This is a genomic window from Pseudomonas oryzihabitans (genome assembly GCF_007665395.1).
In the GTDB taxonomy this organism is placed as follows: Bacteria; Pseudomonadota; Gammaproteobacteria; order Pseudomonadales; family Pseudomonadaceae; genus Chryseomonas; species Chryseomonas psychrotolerans_C.
Genome location: NZ_VDND01000001.1, coordinates 387,924 through 403,369, shown reverse-complemented (window position 1 = coordinate 403,369; position 15,446 = coordinate 387,924). Strand labels below are relative to the sequence as shown.

Here is a 15,446-nt window from a genome sequence, read left to right as displayed (position 1 = left end):
GTGAATCTCTCGGCGCCCTTCATCGCCCGGCCGGTGGCGACCCTGCTGCTGAGCCTGGCCTTGCTGCTGCTGGGGGCCATCGCCTTCCGCCTGCTGCCGGTGGCGCCCTTGCCGCAGATGGACTTCCCGACCATCACCGTGTCCGCCAGCCTCTCCGGCGCCAGTCCCCAGGTGATGGCATCGAGCGTCGCCACGCCACTGGAGCGCTCCCTCGGCACCATCGCCGGCATCAGCTCCATGACCAGTCGCAGCAGCCAGGGCTCGACGCAGATCATCATCCAGTTCGACCTGGACAAGGACGTCAACACCGCCGCGCGCGAGGTCCAGGCGGCGATCAATGCCTCGCGCAACCTGCTGCCCAGCGGCATGCGCCAGATGCCGCGCTACCGCAAGGTCAATCCGTCGCAGGCACCCATCATGGTGTTCTCTTTGACCTCCAAGACCCTGAGCAAGGGCGAACTCTACGATCTGGCCTCCACGGTGTTGGCGCAGAGCCTGTCCCAGGTCAGCGGGGTGGGCGAGGTACAGATCGGCGGCAGTTCCCTGCCGGCGGTGCGCATCGAGCTGGAACCGCGCCAGCTGGAACACTATGGCCTGGCGCTGGACGATGTCCGCACCGCGATCAACAACGCCAACCAGCGCCGGCCCAAGGGCGCCGTGGCCAATGACGAGCACAACTGGCAGATCCAGGCCAACGACCAGCTGTTCAAGGCGGCCGACTATGCGCCGCTGATCATCCGCTACCAGGACGGCGCGACCCTGCGCCTGCGCGACGTCGCCAAGGTCAGCGACGCGGTGGAGGATCGCTACAACGCCGGTTTCTATAATGATCAGAGCGCCGTGCTGCTGGTGGTGAATCGCCAGGCCAACGCCAACATCATCGAGACCATCGCCGCGCTCAAGGCGCGCCTGCCGGCGCTGGAGGCCATAGTGCCGGCCAGTGCCCGCCTGGAAGTGGCCATGGACAGGTCCGGGGTGATCAAGGCGACCCTGCACGAAGCCGAGCTGACCCTGATCATCGCGGTGTTCCTGGTGATCGGCGTGGTCTGGCTGTTCCTCGGTCGGCTGCGCAGCGCGGTGATCCCGGCCCTGGCGGTGCCCATCTCGCTGGTGGGTACCTTCGCCGCCATGTACCTCCTCGGCTTCTCGCTCAACACCCTGTCGCTGATGGCGCTGATCCTGGCGGCGGGGCTGGTGGTGGACGATGCCATCGTGGTGCTGGAGAACATCGCCCGGCACATCGACAACGGCATGGCGCCGTTGAAGGCCGCCTACCAGGGTACCCGCGAGGTGGGCTTCACCCTGCTGTCGATGAACGTCTCCCTGGTCGCGGTGTTCGTCGCCATCCTGTTCATCGGCGGCATCGTCGAGAAGCTGTTCCGCGAATTCTCCCTGACCCTGGCCGCGGCCATCCTGGTCTCGCTGGTGGTGTCCCTGACCCTCACGCCGATGCTCTGCGCCCGTTGGCTGCGCCCCCACGATCCCGCCACGGAAAGCCGGCTGCAGCGCTTCAGCGAGCGCGCCCACCGTCGCCTGGTGGCGGGCTACGACCGTACCCTGCGCTGGGCGCTGCGCCATCGGCGGCTGACCCTGCTCAGCCTGATCGCCACCATAGTGCTCAACGTGGCGCTCTACGTGGTGGTGCCCAAGACCTTCATGCCGCAGCAGGACACCGGCCAGTTGATCGGCTTCATCCGCGGCGACAACGCCCTGTCGTTCCAAGTCATGCAGCCGAAGATCGAGATCCTGCGCAAGGCGCTGCTGGCCGATCCGGCGGTGGCCAGTGCCTCCGGCTTCGTCGGCAGCTCCGGTGCCGGCAGCGGGGTGAACAACGCGGTCATGCTGATCCGCCTGAAGCCCATCGCCGAGCGTCAGCTGGACGCCCAGAAGGTCATCGAACGCATCCGCGCCAGCGCACCCAAGGTGCCGGGTGCCCAGCTGTTCCTCATGGCCGACCAGGACCTGAGATTCGGCGGGCGCCAGCAGAGCACCTCGTCCTATGAGTACAATCTGCTCTCCGGCGACGTCGACCTGCTGGAGACCTGGCAGCCCAAGGTGCTGGCGGCGCTCAAGGCGCTGCCGGAATTGACCGCGGTGGACGGTCGCGAGGGCAGTACCCAGCAGATCACCCTGGAGATCGACCGGGAAATGGCCAAGCGGTTGGGCGTGAACATGGAAACCGTCGCCGCGGTGCTCAACAACTCCTTCGCCCAGCGGCAGATCTCGACCATCTACGAGCCGCTCAACCAGTACAAGGTGGTGATGGAGATCAATCCGCGCTACGCCCAGGACCCGACCGTCCTCGAGCAGGTGCGGGTCATCACCGCCAGCGGGGCCCAGGTGCCACTGGCGGCCTTCGCCCACTACAGCAACAGCCTGGCCGAGGACCGGGTCACCCACGACGGCCAGTTCGCCTCGGAAAGCATCAACTTCGACCTGGCGCCCGATGTCAGCCTGGAGCAGGCGACGCGGGCGGTACAGCGTGCGGTGGCCGCCATCGGCCTGCCGAGCGACGTCCAGGGGCGGTTGGGTGGCTCGGCCAACATCTTCGCCAGCACCGTCTCCGGGCAGCCGCTGATGATCCTCGGCGCCCTGGTGCTGGTCTACATCGTGCTCGGCGTACTCTACGAAAGCTATGTCCACCCCCTGACCATCCTCTCGACGCTACCGTCGGCCGGGGTCGGCGCCTTGCTCGCCATCCAGCTCACCGGCGGCCAGTTCAGCCTGATCTCCATGCTCGGCCTGTTCCTGCTGATCGGCGTGGTGAAGAAGAATGCCATCATGATGGTCGACCTGGCCTTGCAACTGGAGCGCCAGCAGGGGCTGACGCCCGAGGAGGGCATCCGCCAGGCCTGCCTGTTGCGGCTGAGGCCCATCCTGATGACCACCATGGCGGCCATCCTCGGCGCCGTGCCCCTGCTGATCGGCGATACCGAGGGTGCCGAGATGCGCCAGCCGCTGGGCCTGGTGATCGTCGGCGGTCTCGTGCTGAGCCAGATCCTCATCCTCTACACCACGCCAGTGGTCTATCTCTATTTCGAACGCCTGCGCCGCCGCGTCAATCGCTGGCGCGGCATCCGTACCGACGCTGCCCTGGATACGCCGCTATGAACCCAACCTCGCGCCTGCCGACGCTGACCCTGGCGCTGCTGCTGGCCGGCTGTACCCTGGGCCCGGACTACCAGCGGCCCTCCACCGCGGTGCCGGTCGCCTATCGCCACGCCGAAGGCTGGCAGGCCGCCGCGCCCAAGGACCTGGAGCTGCGCGGCGAGTGGTGGCGCCGCTATGACGACCCGACCCTGGACCGGCTGATGGTCCAGCTCAACCAGCGCAACCAGAGCCTGGCCCAGGCCGAGGCCAGCTATCGGCAATCCCTGGCCCTGGTACGCCAGGCGCGCGCCGCGCTGTTTCCGACCCTGACGAGCAGCCTGGGGGCGACGCGCTCCGGGCGCGGCGGTGGCTCGGGCAACAGCACCGTCATCCGCAATTCCAGCGGCACCAGCAGTACCGTCAGCAGCGGCGGTGTGAGCACCATCAGCAACGCCTACGATGCCAGCCTGGGGGTGAGCTGGGAGGTCGATCTCTGGGGCCGCGTGCGGCGACAGGTGGAAGCGGATCGCGCCACTGCCCAGGCCAGTGCGGCGGAGCTGGCGGCCACTCGCCTGAGCCTGCAGACCCAGTTGGCCACCAATTACTTGCAACTGCGGGTGCTGGACGCCCAGCAGCGGCTGCTCGATGCCACCGTCGCCGCCTACGAACGTTCGTTGCGCCTGACCCAGAACCAGTATCGCGCGGGGATCGTCACCCCGGCCGACGTCGCCCAGGCCACCACCCAGCTCAAGAGCACCCAGGCCGACGCCATCGACCTCAGGTACCAGCGCGCCCAGCTGGAAAACGCCATCGCGGTACTGGTGGGGGAAGTCCCGGCCAACTTCCAGCTGGCCGCGATCGATTCGATTCCCAAGCTCCCGGCCCTGCCCGGTGCGGTGCCCTCGACGCTGCTGGAGCGTCGCCCCGACATCGCCCAGGCCGAGCGCCAGGTCATGGCCGCCAATGCCGCGATCGGTGTCGCCGAGGCGGCCTACTATCCCGACCTGACCCTGAGCGCCAACGGCGGCTACAGCGCCAGCCAGTGGGGCAGCCTGATCAGTACCCCCAATCGCTTCTGGTCGATCGGCCCGTCCTTCGCCCTGACGCTGTTCGACGGGGGCTTGCGCCGGGCCCAGGTGGAATCCGCCGAGGCCAGCTACGATGCCAGCGTCGCCGGCTATCGCCAGACCGTGCTCGACGGTTTCCGCGAGGTGGAAGACTACCTGGTGCAACTGCGCACCTACGACGCCGAGGCCGGGGTCCGCCAGGAGGCCCTGGCGGCGGCCCGCCGCGCCCTGCAGCTGGCGCAGAACCAGTACCAGGCCGGGTTGATCGGCTATCTCGACGTGGTCACCCTGCAGACCACCGCCCTGAGCAACGAACGCACCAACCTGACCCTGCTGGGGAGTCGCCTGAGCGCCAGCATCCAGCTGATCGCGGCATTGGGTGGTGGGTGGGATGGCAACCTCGCCCCCGCGACAGCGCCTCGCCGTCCCTGAACCCAGGCAGGAGGAGTCGGGCAGGTTCCTAATCGCGGCCATGCCAGTGCGCCGTAGCGACCGCTCCTACAGTTATCTTGCAGCCCTTAGTAACGGCCGCCTCGCCGTGATTAAACGTAGTGGCTCATGCCTGTAGGAGCGGTCGCTACGGCGCACCGGCATGGCCGCGATAAAGCAGATCCAGTCGGTAGGCTGGAAATCCGCGCAGCGTTTTCCACGGGTGAGCTTTGGAGTCGCGAGGGCCGCGTGTTGGGCTGAGTATCTCAGTGGAAAAGGCTGCGCCGTTTTCCACGCTACGTCGCTGGGGGTCGCCTGAATGCCAGCGTCCAGCTGATCGCCGCGCTCGGCGGGGGCTGGGACGGCGACCTCACGCCGCCGGCGCCACCACGCAGGCCCTGACGGCGCGCACAAAAAAGCCGGGCAGGGGCCCGGCTTTCTGTTGGCTGGCCGCTCAGTTGGGGAAGAGTTCGCCCAGCTTCATGCTCAGCATCATGTTGCCCTCGACGCGCAGCTTGCCCGACATGAAGGCCTGCATGCCGTCGGTCTCGCCGCTGACGATACCGGCCAGGGTGGCCTGGTCCATGATCAGGGTGCAATCCGGATCGGCGGCGTCGCCCTGCTGGACGTCGCAGGTACCATCCTTGATCACCACGTAGTAGTTGTCACCGCCTTCGACGTCGAACTGATAGGTCAGGTCCAGGCCGGCCGCGGCGGAGGGATCGAACTTGCTCTTCAGGGTGGCGATGGCATCGGCTGCGCTCATGGCGAGGGTCCTTGTGGTCTTTTTCGATGAAGCCAGGTCCGAAGCGGCCTGGCAGGGCACTCGACCGAGGGTAGGGGGCGGCCGGAGCCCTGTCAACGGATATTCATACGGCCGTTTGAATGTGTGGGTCGTGTCGGGGCCCGCGCCAGGCAGGCCGACCGCCGTCCAGGCAAACCGGTAGGGCCGGCGAGTTTCTATCGGTCCGGCGACTCGGTATGCTGGGCAGGGCATTGCTGCCGCCATTCTAGGAGAGTCCGTGGAGTTTCTTGCCGACTATGCCAGTTTCCTGGCCAAAACCGTCACCCTGGTGGTGGCGATCCTCGCCGTGCTGCTGTTCGCCGCTGCCATTCGTGGCCGTAACCGCCGCGGCTCGGGTGGCCAGCTCCAGGTCCAGAAGCTCAATGACTTCTATCGTGATCTCCGCCTGCGGCTGCAACAGAGCGTGCTCGGCAAGGAGGCCTTCAAGGCCCTGCGCAAGCGCGAGACCAAGGCCGAAAAGACCAAGCGCAAGAGCGAATCCGGCAAGTCCCGGGTCTATGTGCTCGATTTCCATGGCGACCTCAAGGCCACGGCCAACGAGCACCTGCGCAACGAGATCACCGCGGTGCTGACCCTGGCGACGCCCAAGGACGAGGTGGTGGTGCGCCTGGAGAGCGGCGGTGGCCTGGTGCACAGCTACGGCCTGGCCGCGTCGCAGCTGGCGCGCATCCGCCAGGCCGGGGTGCCGCTGACCATCTGCGTCGACAAGGTGGCGGCCAGCGGCGGCTACATGATGGCCTGCATCGGCGACCGCATCCTCAGCGCGCCCTTCGCCATCCTCGGCTCCATCGGCGTGGTCGCCCAGTTGCCCAACGTCCATCGGTTGCTGAAGAAGCACGACGTGGATTTCGAGGTGTTCACCGCCGGTGAGTACAAGCGCACCGTCACCGTCTTCGGCGAGAACGACGAGAAGGGCAGGGAGAAATTCCAGGATGACCTGGATACCACCCACGAGCTGTTCAAGAACTTCGTCGCCCACTACCGGCCGCAACTGAACATCGACGAAGTCGCCACCGGCGAGGTCTGGCTGGGTCAGGCCGCACTCGGCAAGCAACTGGTGGACGAGCTGCGCACTAGCGACGAATACCTGGCCGAACGGGCCCAGGTGGTGGAGGTGTTCGCCGTGCGCTTCGTCGAGAAGAAATCCCTGCCCGAACGCCTGGGCATGGCGGCGAGCCTGGGCGTCGATCGCCTGGTGACCACCTGGTGGGAGCGCCTGGCCGAATCGACTCGCTGGCGCTGAGGTCACGAGGACTGGCGTCCCATAACAAGACTCCAACGGAGGTTCTGCGATGAGCAATTTTCAGGCGCTCTGGGTGACCGAAGGGGCCCATGGTGCGTTCCGGCAAGAGGTGGTGACGCGGACGCTGGACGACCTGCCCGCGGGTGAGGTGCTGATCCGGGTGCGCTATTCGTCGCTCAACTACAAGGATGCCCTGTCGGCCATCGGTAACCGGGGTGTCACCCGGCGCTATCCCCATACGCCCGGCATAGATGCCGCGGGCGTGGTGGAAGCCTCCAGCGCCGCCGAATTCGCCGTCGGTGACGAGGTCATCGTCACCGGCTACGACCTGGGCATGAATACCGCTGGTGGCTTCGGCCAGTACATCCGCGTTCCAGCGGCCTGGGTGATCCGCCGCCCGGACAACCTCGGCCTGCGCGAGGCGATGGTGCTCGGCACCGCGGGCCTTACCGCGGCCCTGTGCGTCGAAAAACTCGAACAGATGGGGCTGACGCCCGAGGCCGGTACCGTACTGGTCACCGGCGCCAGCGGTGGCGTGGGTAGCCTGGCCGTGAAGCTGCTGGCGCGACTGGGCTATCACGTGGCGGCGTCCACCGCCAAGCTGGAGCGGGTGGAGTGGCTGCACCGCCTGGGTGCCCGGCAGATCCTCGACCGGGCGACCCTGGCCGACGGCGTCGGCAAGCCGCTACTGGATCAGCAGTGGGCGGGCGCGGTGGATACCGTTGGCGGCGATATCCTCTTCAACGTCATCAAGTCGCTGGAATACGGTGGCAGCGTGGCCTGCTGCGGCATGACCGCCGGCACCCGGTTCGAGGCCGGGATCTTCCCCTTCATCCTGCGCGGCGTGAACCTGCTGGGCGTCGACTCCGTGGAGTTGCCATTGATGGCCAAGGCCGCACTCTGGGACAAGCTCTCGGTGCAGTGGAAGCTGGACGACCTCGACAGCCTGACCCGGGAGATCGGCCTGCAGGAGCTGCCCGACACCATCAGCCAGATCCTGGCGGGGAAGATGGTGGGGCGTGTGGTCGTGGACCTCGGGTGAGGGCTCGCCGCGCAAAAGAAAACCCGCCGCGGCGGGTTTCTTTTTGCGTCGAAGGTAGCGATCAGCCCTGGCGACGGCGGAACAGCGGCTGGGGTTCGTCGACCGCGCCCTGGTAGGTCTCGCTGAAATCGCGCAGCCCCTGTAGCGCCGCTTCCGGATCGCGGTCGGCGCGTACCACGTAGGCGTCGAAGCCGCAGCGCTTGAGGAAGAACAGCTGATCCTGCAGGACGTCACCGATGGCGCGCAGCTCGCCTTTCCAGCCGAAGCGCTCGCGCAGCAGGCGGGCATAGGAATAGCCACGGCCGTCGACGAAGGCCGGGAAGTTGATGGCGACCAGGGCGAAGTGTTCCAGATCGCCCGCGATGCTTTCCGGCTCTTCGTCGCTGTCCAGCCAGATGCCCAGCTTGCCATCGCGGCGGGTGAGGGCATGGCCGTGCTCCAGCCACAGGGCGGCCGGGATTATCACGTCGTCGCTGTTGGGGACGTCTGCGAAGGCGACGTCCTTGGGCAGCAGGTGCCAGTTGTCGGTGACCAGCTGGTCGCCCTTAATGATTCTTTGCATAGACGCGCTCCTTGAAGGGGTCGATACCGATACGACGGTAGGTGTCGATGAAGCGCTCGTCTTCGGTGCGTTGCTCGACGTAGACGTTGATCAGCTTGCCGATCACCTCGGGCATCTGATCCTGGGCGAAGGAAGGGCCGAGGATCTTGGCCAGGGTGGCGTCACGGCCGGCGTCGCCGCCGAGGGACACCTGGTAGAACTCCTCGCCCTTCTTGTCCACGCCGAGGATGCCGATGTGGCCCACGTGGTGGTGACCACAGGCGTTCATGCAGCCGGAGATGTTCAGGTCCAGCTCGCCGATGTCGAACAGGTAGTCCAGGTCGTCGAAGCGACGCTGGATGGATTCGGCGATGGGGATCGACTTGGCGTTGGCCAGGGAGCAGAAGTCGCCGCCCGGGCAGCAGATCACGTCGGTCAGCAGGCCGATGTTGGGCGTGGCGAAACCGTGCTCGCGCAGCTCGTGCCAGAGTTCCAGCAACTGGTCCTGGCGGACGTCGGCGAAGATCACGTTCTGCTGGTGCGAGGTGCGCAGCTCGCCGAAGCTGTAGCGATCGGCCAGGTCGGCCATGGCGTCGAGCTGGCGGTCGGTGACGTCGCCCGGGGCCACGCCGGTGGGCTTGAGCGACAGGGTCACGGCGACGTAGCCCGGGCGCTTGTGACGGAAGGTGTTGCGCTGGCGCCAGCGGGCGAAGCCGGGTTGCTCGGCGTCCAGGCGGGCGAGGGCCGCGTCCTGGTCCTGCAGCTCGGCGTAGGCCGGGTCGACGAAGAAGGCGGACACCCGCGCCACTTCGGCTTTGGTCAGGGTGATGGGGCCGTCCTTGAGATGGGCCCACTCGGCCTCGACCTTCTCGGCGAAGACGTCGGCACCTAGGGCCTTGACCAGGATCTTGATCCGCGCCTTGAACTTGTTGTCGCGGCGGCCATAGCGGTTGTAGACCCGCAGGGTGGCTTCCAGGTAGCTGAGCAGGTGCTGCCAGGGCAGGAATTCACGGATGAATTCGCCGGTGTGGGGCGTACGGCCCTGGCCACCGCCGACGAGGACGCGGAAGCCCAGTTCGCCGGCCTCGTTGCGCACTGCTTCCAGGCCGATGTCGTGCACCTCGATGGCGGCGCGGTCCAGGGCGGCGCCGTTGACGGCGATCTTGAACTTGCGCGGCAGGAAGGCGAATTCGGGGTGGAAGGTCGACCACTGGCGGATGATCTCGCACCAGGGGCGCGGATCGACCAGTTCGTCATGGGCGACGCCGGCGAACTGGTCGGTGGTGGTGTTGCGGATGCAGTTGCCGCTGGTCTGGATGGCGTGCATCTGCACGGTCGCCAGCTCGGCGAGGATCTCGGGGACGTCTTCCAGCTCCGGCCAGTTGAACTGGAAGTTCTGCCGGGTGCTGATGTGGGCGTAGCCCTTGTCGTAGTCGCGGGCGATCTGCGCCAGCTTGCGCACCTGGGTGGTGTTCAGCAGGCCGTAGGGCACGGCCACGCGCAGCATGGGCGCATAGCGCTGGATGTAGAGGCCGTTCTGCAGGCGCAGGGGGCGGTATTCCTCGCCACCGAGCTCCCCGGCGAGGAAGCGGCGGGTCTGGTCGCGAAACTGGGCGACACGTTCTTCGACGATCCGCTGATCGTACTGATCGTAAACGTACATGGTCATCCTGCTGTCAGGCGGCGCGCACGGCTGCGCGTGATCGAAGTCTTCGGCTCCCCCGGAAGGGCGCTAGGGACTTTTCTAGGCCGTGAACGATAGCAGCAGGGCTATATGCTTAAAAGCGATGTTTCTTTATATATAAATCTATTCCGGCGATAAGTGGTAGCAGGGGGCGGCGCCGGACACCGCCCCCTGGGGCTGCTTAATTGAGGCCCAGCTTGCCACGCAGGGTGGACAGATCCTCGGCCAGGGTATTGACCGGACCGACCAGCGCCTTGCGATCCCGCTCGCTGACCTTGTCGTAGGTCTCGAAGCCGCCGTCCTTGGTCTTGTACTTGGCCAGGATCTTGTCGACCGTGGCGAAGTTCTTGTCGACCTTGGCGACGAAGGCCTGGTCCTGCTTCTCGATCTGCGGACGGAACAGGTCGACGATCTTCTTCGCGCCATCGACGTTGGCCTGGAAGTCGTACAGGTCGGTATGGCTGTAGCGTTCCTCCTCACCCGAGACCTTGGTCGCCGCGACCTCTTCCATCAGCGCTGCTGCGCCACCCACCACCTTTTCCGGCGGGAAGGTCAGGCCGTCGACCCGGGCCTGCAGGTCCTTGACGTCGCTCAGCAGCTTGTCGGCCAGGGCGCCCTGGCCGTCGGTGGTGTTCTGGGTGAAGAGGGCGTATTCCAGGCGGTGGAAGCCGGTGAAGTCCTCCGACTTCACGCCCTGCTCATGGTCGTCCTCGCGGGAGTCGATGGCGGCGTCCAGATCGCTGAACAGCTCGGCGATGGGCTCGACCTGCTCGTAGGACACCCGGGTCGGGGCATAGAGCTTGCGCGCGGTGGCCAGGTCACCGCGCTTGACCGCGGCGGTGAAGGCCTGGGTCTGCTCGGTCAGCTTGGCCAGGTTGTCGGTGACGTAGATCTTGTAGTCGGAGATGGGGCCGACCAGATCCAGCGGCGAGTTGGCGGCGAACACCGGCATGGCCAAGGCCAGACCGAGGGCAACGGCGAGGGACGAGCGTTTCATTCGACTTCTCCTGTCGAGGGTTCAAGACGTTGCCGCGGCCAACAGGCTGCGGCCGAGATAATCCTTTGGATCGGTGACCCCGGGCAGGACGAAGAAGTAACCGCCGCCGATGGGCTTGATGTATTCCTCCAGCGGCTCGCCATCCAGACGCTTCTGCACGGCGATGAAGCCCTGTTCCAGATCGGCCTGGTAGGCAATGAACAGCAGCCCCATGTCGAGCTGGCCGTTCTTGCGTACGCCGTTGGAGTAGTTGAAGGGCCGGCGCAGGATCAGGTTGCGCTGGCTCTCCGCGGTGCGCGGATTGGCCAGGCGGATATGGGCGTCCAGGGGCGTGATGGCGCCCTTGGGATCGCTGGCGTAGTCCGGTACGTCGGTTTCGTGGCCACCGGCCATGGGTGAGCCGCTGGCCTTGCGCCGACCGAAGATGGCCTCCTGCTCCTGCAGTGGCGTGCGATCCCAGCGTTCGACGAAATTGCGGATGATGCGTACCGCCTGGTAGCTGCCCTGGGCCGCCCAGGCCGGCTCGCCGCTGTCGGGCTGGACCCAGACGATGCGCTCCATGGCCTGGACATCGGTGGAATCCGGATTGGCCGAGCCATCGCGGAAGCCGAGGAAATTGCGCGCGCTCTCCGCCGGTTGCCCGGGCGGTGGGTCCTGCACCGGTACGCTGCCCTCCTGTTTCCAGCGGATCGCCAGCAGGTCGGGCAGGTTCTTCACGATGTCGCGCAGGGCGTGGATGTTGGTGTCGGGGGTGTTGGCGCAGAACTGCAGGCAGAGATCGCCGTGGCAGCAGTCCGCCTCCAGAGCATCGTTGGGAAAACCGCTCATGCGCTGCAACTGGCGCGGCTTGGCCGCGGTCAGGCCGAAGCGGTCGTCGAACAGGGATTCACCCACCGAGACGGTGATGGTGAGGTTGTCCGGCGTCACCACTGGCCCGAGGATGCCGGAATCCAGCGGCGGCAATTTGGGGTCCACTTCCGGGACCGGACCGCCCTGCATCAGAAAGCGGATGCGTTCGTCGAGGGTACGCAGCAGCCGTTCCAGGTCTTCACGATCGCTGGCCAGCACATCGAAGGCCACGATCATCCCGGCTGCTGGACGCGGGGTGACGATGCCGCTCTGGTGCTGCCCGAGGAAGGCTTGGCGCTGATGGGTATTGGTGCTGCCGGGCGCGCGGGTGACTTCGGCGGTGCTGGCCGCCCGGGCATGCATCGGGCAGAGCCCGGCACCGGCCAGGGCCACGCTGGCGGCGCCGAGGCCACCTAGCAGGCGGCGACGTTCGATGTTGGGCTGATCGGGAGCGGACTTCTTCATGGCGTGGTCTTGGTCGCGGCAAGGCCCAGGGCCGGGGCGACCTGGTCGAGGGAGTCGGCCAGGGCCTGGGCCGCCGTGGCGACGCGCTGGCGGTCGTCAGGTGAAAGGGCGGAGTAGGGACGCTGGACATCGCCCAGCGCTGTTGCCAAGGCGTCGGCCTGGGTATCCAGGCGGTGCTGAAGTTCGGGATGCCCCTTGCCGAGCAGCGGGCGCAGCAACCCGATCACCTTGCGCGTGCCGTCCAGATTGGCGGCGAAACCAGGCAGGACGAGCTGGCTGTAGCGTTCTTCCTCACCCGAGATCCGGGTGCTGGCGAGGTTGTGCAGCAAGCGGGCGGCATTGCCGCTGAGCTGCTCGGGCGGCAGCGCCTGGCCGAGCAGGGCATCGCGCAGGGCCGCGGCGTCCTGCTGCAGGCGAGCGGCGACGGGTTCCAGTCCCGCCGTGCCGCCGGCGGCGAAGAGGCCTTGCTCGATGCGGTGGAAGCCGCCGAAGGCCGGATCCTGCTCGCGCTTTTCGTAGTAGTCGGCGCGGGCGTTGAGGCGGTTGTCCAGTTCGGCGAAACGCTGGGCCGTCGCCGCCAGGCGCTGGTAGGGCAGGCGGGCCGCGGCGTAGGCGGCGCGCGCCTGGCCCAGGTCACCCGTGGCCAGCGCCTCTTGCAGGGTGGTGATGCCCTGCAGCAGCAACCGGCTCTGCTGGTTGAGATAGACCCGGTATTCGGACAGCGGTCCGACGAACTGGGTCAGAGTCGGACCTGCCTTGCTGGCGGCCTCTGATGCTGCCGTGGGCAACACCTTCAGGGTTCCGCGCGGATTGCTCAGCAAGCCGCAGGTAATGGCGTAGTCGCCGGGAGCCAGGGTGGCATTGATGACCTGGCTGAGGCCAGGCGCGATGTTCTCGCGCTCTTCCACCACCAGGACGCCAGCGAGAATTTCCCATTCCACGGCCCGGTCCGAGCGGTTGACGATGCGGAAGCGCGCCGGACCCGCGGGTACTTCCAGCGCATTGGGTTCGCAGCGGTTGGCCAGGATATCGACCCTGACTTCACCATCGCCCACCGCGGCATGGCGCTGACCGGCGGAGCGCGAAGCGTAGTAGAAGGCGGCGGCCGCTACGATCAGCAGCGTTGCGGACCCCGCCACGGCCAGGCGCATGGCTGCCGACGTCTTCTTCGGGGGCTGGGCAAGGGGTGCGTTCAAGAGGGGCGCTCCAGCGAGGCGGGGGTGGCGGCGGCCGGGCGTTGCGCGGGCGCGGGCGGGCGGAAGAACAGTGGCAGGGTGACGGCCAGGAACAGCAGATAGGCGCCGAGGGTGCTGACCGTCGGGGTGTCCTGATAGCCGAACATGCCGGCCAGCACCGTACCGACCGGACCGTCGGCGGGCAGTACGTGGCTCCAGTCGAACACCACCTGTTGCAGCGAATTCCACAGCCCGGCTTCGTGCAGCGCCTTGATGGAATTGGTGAACAGGCCGGCGGCCACGAACAGGATGAACAGCCCGGTGAAGCGGAAGAATTTGCCGAGGTTCAGCCGTACGCCGCCGTTGTACAGGCCGTAGCCGACCGCAAGAGCGATGGTCAGGCCCAGCAGGGCGCCCAGGGGCGCGCCGGGGCCCTCGCTCTGCTGGAAGATGGCCAGCAGGAAGAAGACGGTCTCCAGGCCCTCACGGGCGACGGCCAGGAACACCATGCCGATCAGGGCATAGACCTGGTTGCGTGAGGCGGACAGGGCAGCGTCCAGCGACGCGTGCAGCTCGGTCTTGATCGAGCGCGCGGCCTTGCGCATCCAGAACACCATGGAGGTGAGGATGGCGGTCGCGGCCAGGCCGACCACCGCTTCGAAGAGTTCCTGCTGGCGCTGCGGAAACTCGGCGCTGGCCAGTTGCAGGCCGGCGCCGACGAAGAGGGCGAGGGCAGCGGCCAGCATCACGCCGATCCAGACCGCAGGCATCCAATGCCCCCGGCCGGTCCGCTGCAGATAGCTGGCGATGATGCCGACGATGAGCGCCGCTTCGATGCCTTCGCGGAGCATGATCAGAAAGGGGACGAGCATGGAGAAAGTCACCGACATGAGCGCGGGCGCGCCAATGCGCCCGGAGATCGGTGATTTGTATCACAATGATTCGGATTGTTAAATGAGGATGATTCTCGTACCGCGATCCTTGCGCCTTTTGGCGCCCAGACGCCTGGCGCGGTACGGCCCCGACTCAGGCCAGGAAGGCCACGGCGGTGTCCGGTGACTTGCCGGTGGAGAAGCGCCGGAGCTCCCGCCAGCTGCGCAGGTCGACGACCGCCAGCTGGTTGTCTTCGAGGGCGGCGAATAGCCGCTCGCCTCTGGCATCGACGTTGAGGCCGGGCACGGCGCTGCCCATGGGCAGGTAGGCCACCTCGGCCAGGGTGTCGGGGCGCAGCAGCGACAGGCTCTTGTCCGCCAGGTTGGACACCAGCAGGCGCCCATCCGGCAAGGCGGCGACCCGCACCGCCTCGCCGCGCAGCTTGGCCTGCCGCAGCGGGGTCAGGTCGCGAGCGTCCAGCGCATGCAGTATGCCGGCGAAGCGATCCAGCACATAGAAGGTGCGCTCGTCCGGGCTCAGGCAGCAGCCCTCGGGCGCCTGGCCGAGGAATCTTTTCACCGGCAGGACGGCGGGATTATGGGCATTCACCAGGATCACCAGGCCGCTCAGGGTATCCGCCACGTAGGCGCGGCGACCGTCGCGGGTCAGTACGAAGTAGTGGCTGCGGGTACCCCCGACGGGGACGATCTGGCTGGGCGAGGCGTCGGTAGCCGGCTGGTCGAAGCGGATGAGCAGCGAATCGGTCTCGCTGAGCACATAGAGGCGACCCTGGTCGTCCAGGCGCATGCCGTGCAGCCGGTGGTAGGGCGCCAGGTCGATGGCGCGCACCAGCCGCTGGGCGGCCAGATCGATCACGCTGACCTGATGGCCACCCTCGCCGGGCGCCTGCCAGCTTTTGACACCGTATTGACCGACGTAGGCAAAGCGCCCCTGGCGGTCAGCGACGATCTCGTGAGGCTGGGTCGGCAGTTCGAGACTGCCGACGCGCTTGCCGTCCGCCAGCCGATAGAAGCCAACGCCCGGGGCTTCCTTTTCGACCAGGGCGAGATATTCCTCGCCGGCGGCCAGTGTCTTGAGTGGATAGGCGCCCAGAAGAGGCAGGGCGGCACTGGCGGCCAACAGGCCAAGGGTCCGGCGACGATTCAGGTGAAGCATAGGAGGTCTC

Annotated in this window: 12 protein-coding genes; 4 read left to right on the top strand and 8 right to left on the bottom strand. The window is 66.9% G+C overall.

Features of this window, described 5'->3' with window-relative positions; translation table 11 throughout:
- Nucleotides 1-3,111 carry an efflux RND transporter permease subunit gene (locus tag FSV73_RS01855; protein WP_145003021.1) on the top strand — a complete coding sequence of 1,037 codons (3,111 nt, stop codon included), beginning with the start codon at nucleotides 1-3 and terminating at the stop codon, nucleotides 3,109-3,111.
- Nucleotides 3,108-4,589: an efflux transporter outer membrane subunit gene (locus tag FSV73_RS01850; RefSeq protein ID WP_145003018.1), complete on the top strand. Its 1,482-nt coding sequence runs from the start codon at nucleotides 3,108-3,110 to the stop codon at nucleotides 4,587-4,589. The genes FSV73_RS01855 and FSV73_RS01850 overlap by 4 nt, the downstream gene beginning before the upstream one ends.
- A gap of 451 nt (nucleotides 4,590-5,040) precedes the next feature.
- On the opposite strand, the gene FSV73_RS01845 is transcribed toward FSV73_RS01850, so the two are convergent.
- Nucleotides 5,041-5,352 carry an SCP2 sterol-binding domain-containing protein gene (locus tag FSV73_RS01845; protein WP_058765123.1) on the bottom strand — a complete coding sequence of 104 codons (312 nt, stop codon included), beginning with the start codon at nucleotides 5,350-5,352 and terminating at the stop codon, nucleotides 5,041-5,043.
- Between the two features lie 256 nt (nucleotides 5,353-5,608).
- Here FSV73_RS01845 and sohB point away from each other — a divergent pair, with 256 nt between their 5' ends.
- Together sohB and FSV73_RS01835 are read left to right on the top strand one after the other, a co-directional pair.
- Nucleotides 5,609-6,634: a protease SohB gene (gene sohB, locus FSV73_RS01840; RefSeq protein ID WP_145003015.1), complete on the top strand. Its 1,026-nt coding sequence runs from the start codon at nucleotides 5,609-5,611 to the stop codon at nucleotides 6,632-6,634.
- 49 nt (nucleotides 6,635-6,683) lie between these two features.
- Nucleotides 6,684-7,676, top strand: coding sequence for a YhdH/YhfP family quinone oxidoreductase (locus tag FSV73_RS01835; RefSeq protein ID WP_145003012.1), 993 nt, complete (start codon nucleotides 6,684-6,686; stop codon nucleotides 7,674-7,676).
- A 61-nt stretch (nucleotides 7,677-7,737) separates the two neighbouring features.
- On the opposite strand, the gene FSV73_RS01830 is transcribed toward FSV73_RS01835, so the two are convergent.
- The 7 genes from FSV73_RS01830 to FSV73_RS01800 form a co-directional block, all read right to left on the bottom strand.
- Complete coding sequence (locus tag FSV73_RS01830; RefSeq protein ID WP_145003009.1) at nucleotides 7,738-8,238, bottom strand: DUF934 domain-containing protein; 501 nt, start codon at nucleotides 8,236-8,238, stop codon at nucleotides 7,738-7,740.
- Nucleotides 8,222-9,880: a nitrite/sulfite reductase gene (locus tag FSV73_RS01825; RefSeq protein WP_145003006.1), complete on the bottom strand. Its 1,659-nt coding sequence runs from the start codon at nucleotides 9,878-9,880 to the stop codon at nucleotides 8,222-8,224. Before FSV73_RS01825 ends, FSV73_RS01830 begins: the two co-directional genes overlap by 17 nt.
- Before the next feature lie 202 nt (nucleotides 9,881-10,082).
- Nucleotides 10,083-10,898 (bottom strand): iron uptake system protein EfeO, encoded by an 816-nt coding sequence (efeO, locus tag FSV73_RS01820; protein WP_145003004.1) that lies wholly within the window; start codon nucleotides 10,896-10,898, stop codon nucleotides 10,083-10,085.
- A 21-nt stretch (nucleotides 10,899-10,919) separates the two neighbouring features.
- Complete coding sequence (gene efeB / locus FSV73_RS01815) at nucleotides 10,920-12,212, bottom strand: iron uptake transporter deferrochelatase/peroxidase subunit (RefSeq protein ID WP_145003001.1); 1,293 nt, start codon at nucleotides 12,210-12,212, stop codon at nucleotides 10,920-10,922.
- Nucleotides 12,209-13,363 carry an iron uptake system protein EfeO gene (gene efeO, locus FSV73_RS01810; RefSeq protein ID WP_145004157.1) on the bottom strand — a complete coding sequence of 385 codons (1,155 nt, stop codon included), beginning with the start codon at nucleotides 13,361-13,363 and terminating at the stop codon, nucleotides 12,209-12,211. Before efeO (FSV73_RS01810) ends, efeB begins: the two co-directional genes overlap by 4 nt.
- A gap of 41 nt (nucleotides 13,364-13,404) precedes the next feature.
- Nucleotides 13,405-14,259, bottom strand: a complete 855-nt coding sequence (gene efeU / locus FSV73_RS01805; protein ID WP_145002998.1) for an iron uptake transporter permease EfeU — start codon at nucleotides 14,257-14,259, stop codon at nucleotides 13,405-13,407.
- Nucleotides 14,260-14,413: 154 nt separating this feature from the next.
- Complete coding sequence (locus FSV73_RS01800) at nucleotides 14,414-15,436, bottom strand: twin-arginine translocation pathway signal protein (protein WP_145002995.1); 1,023 nt, start codon at nucleotides 15,434-15,436, stop codon at nucleotides 14,414-14,416.
- Nucleotides 15,437-15,446: the final 10 nt, after the last annotated feature.

What these genes read in the sequence shown, in the direction of transcription:
- FSV73_RS01850 (WP_145003018.1), top strand. Translation starts at nt 3,108, where the DNA reads ATGAACCCAACCTCGCGCCTGCCGACGCTGACCCTGGCGCTGCTGCTG.
- FSV73_RS01845 (WP_058765123.1), bottom strand. Translation starts at nt 5,352, where the DNA reads ATGAGCGCAGCCGATGCCATCGCCACCCTGAAGAGCAAGTTCGATCCC.
- FSV73_RS01835 (WP_145003012.1), top strand. Translation starts at nt 6,684, where the DNA reads ATGAGCAATTTTCAGGCGCTCTGGGTGACCGAAGGGGCCCATGGTGCG.
- FSV73_RS01830 (WP_145003009.1), bottom strand. Translation starts at nt 8,238, where the DNA reads ATGCAAAGAATCATTAAGGGCGACCAGCTGGTCACCGACAACTGGCAC.
- FSV73_RS01825 (WP_145003006.1), bottom strand. Translation starts at nt 9,880, where the DNA reads ATGTACGTTTACGATCAGTACGATCAGCGGATCGTCGAAGAACGTGTC.
- efeO (WP_145003004.1), bottom strand. Translation starts at nt 10,898, where the DNA reads ATGAAACGCTCGTCCCTCGCCGTTGCCCTCGGTCTGGCCTTGGCCATG.
- efeB (WP_145003001.1), bottom strand. Translation starts at nt 12,212, where the DNA reads ATGAAGAAGTCCGCTCCCGATCAGCCCAACATCGAACGTCGCCGCCTG.
- efeO (WP_145004157.1), bottom strand. Translation starts at nt 13,363, where the DNA reads ATGCGCCTGGCCGTGGCGGGGTCCGCAACGCTGCTGATCGTAGCGGCC.
- efeU (WP_145002998.1), bottom strand. Translation starts at nt 14,259, where the DNA reads ATGCTCGTCCCCTTTCTGATCATGCTCCGCGAAGGCATCGAAGCGGCG.
- FSV73_RS01800 (WP_145002995.1), bottom strand. Translation starts at nt 15,436, where the DNA reads ATGCTTCACCTGAATCGTCGCCGGACCCTTGGCCTGTTGGCCGCCAGT.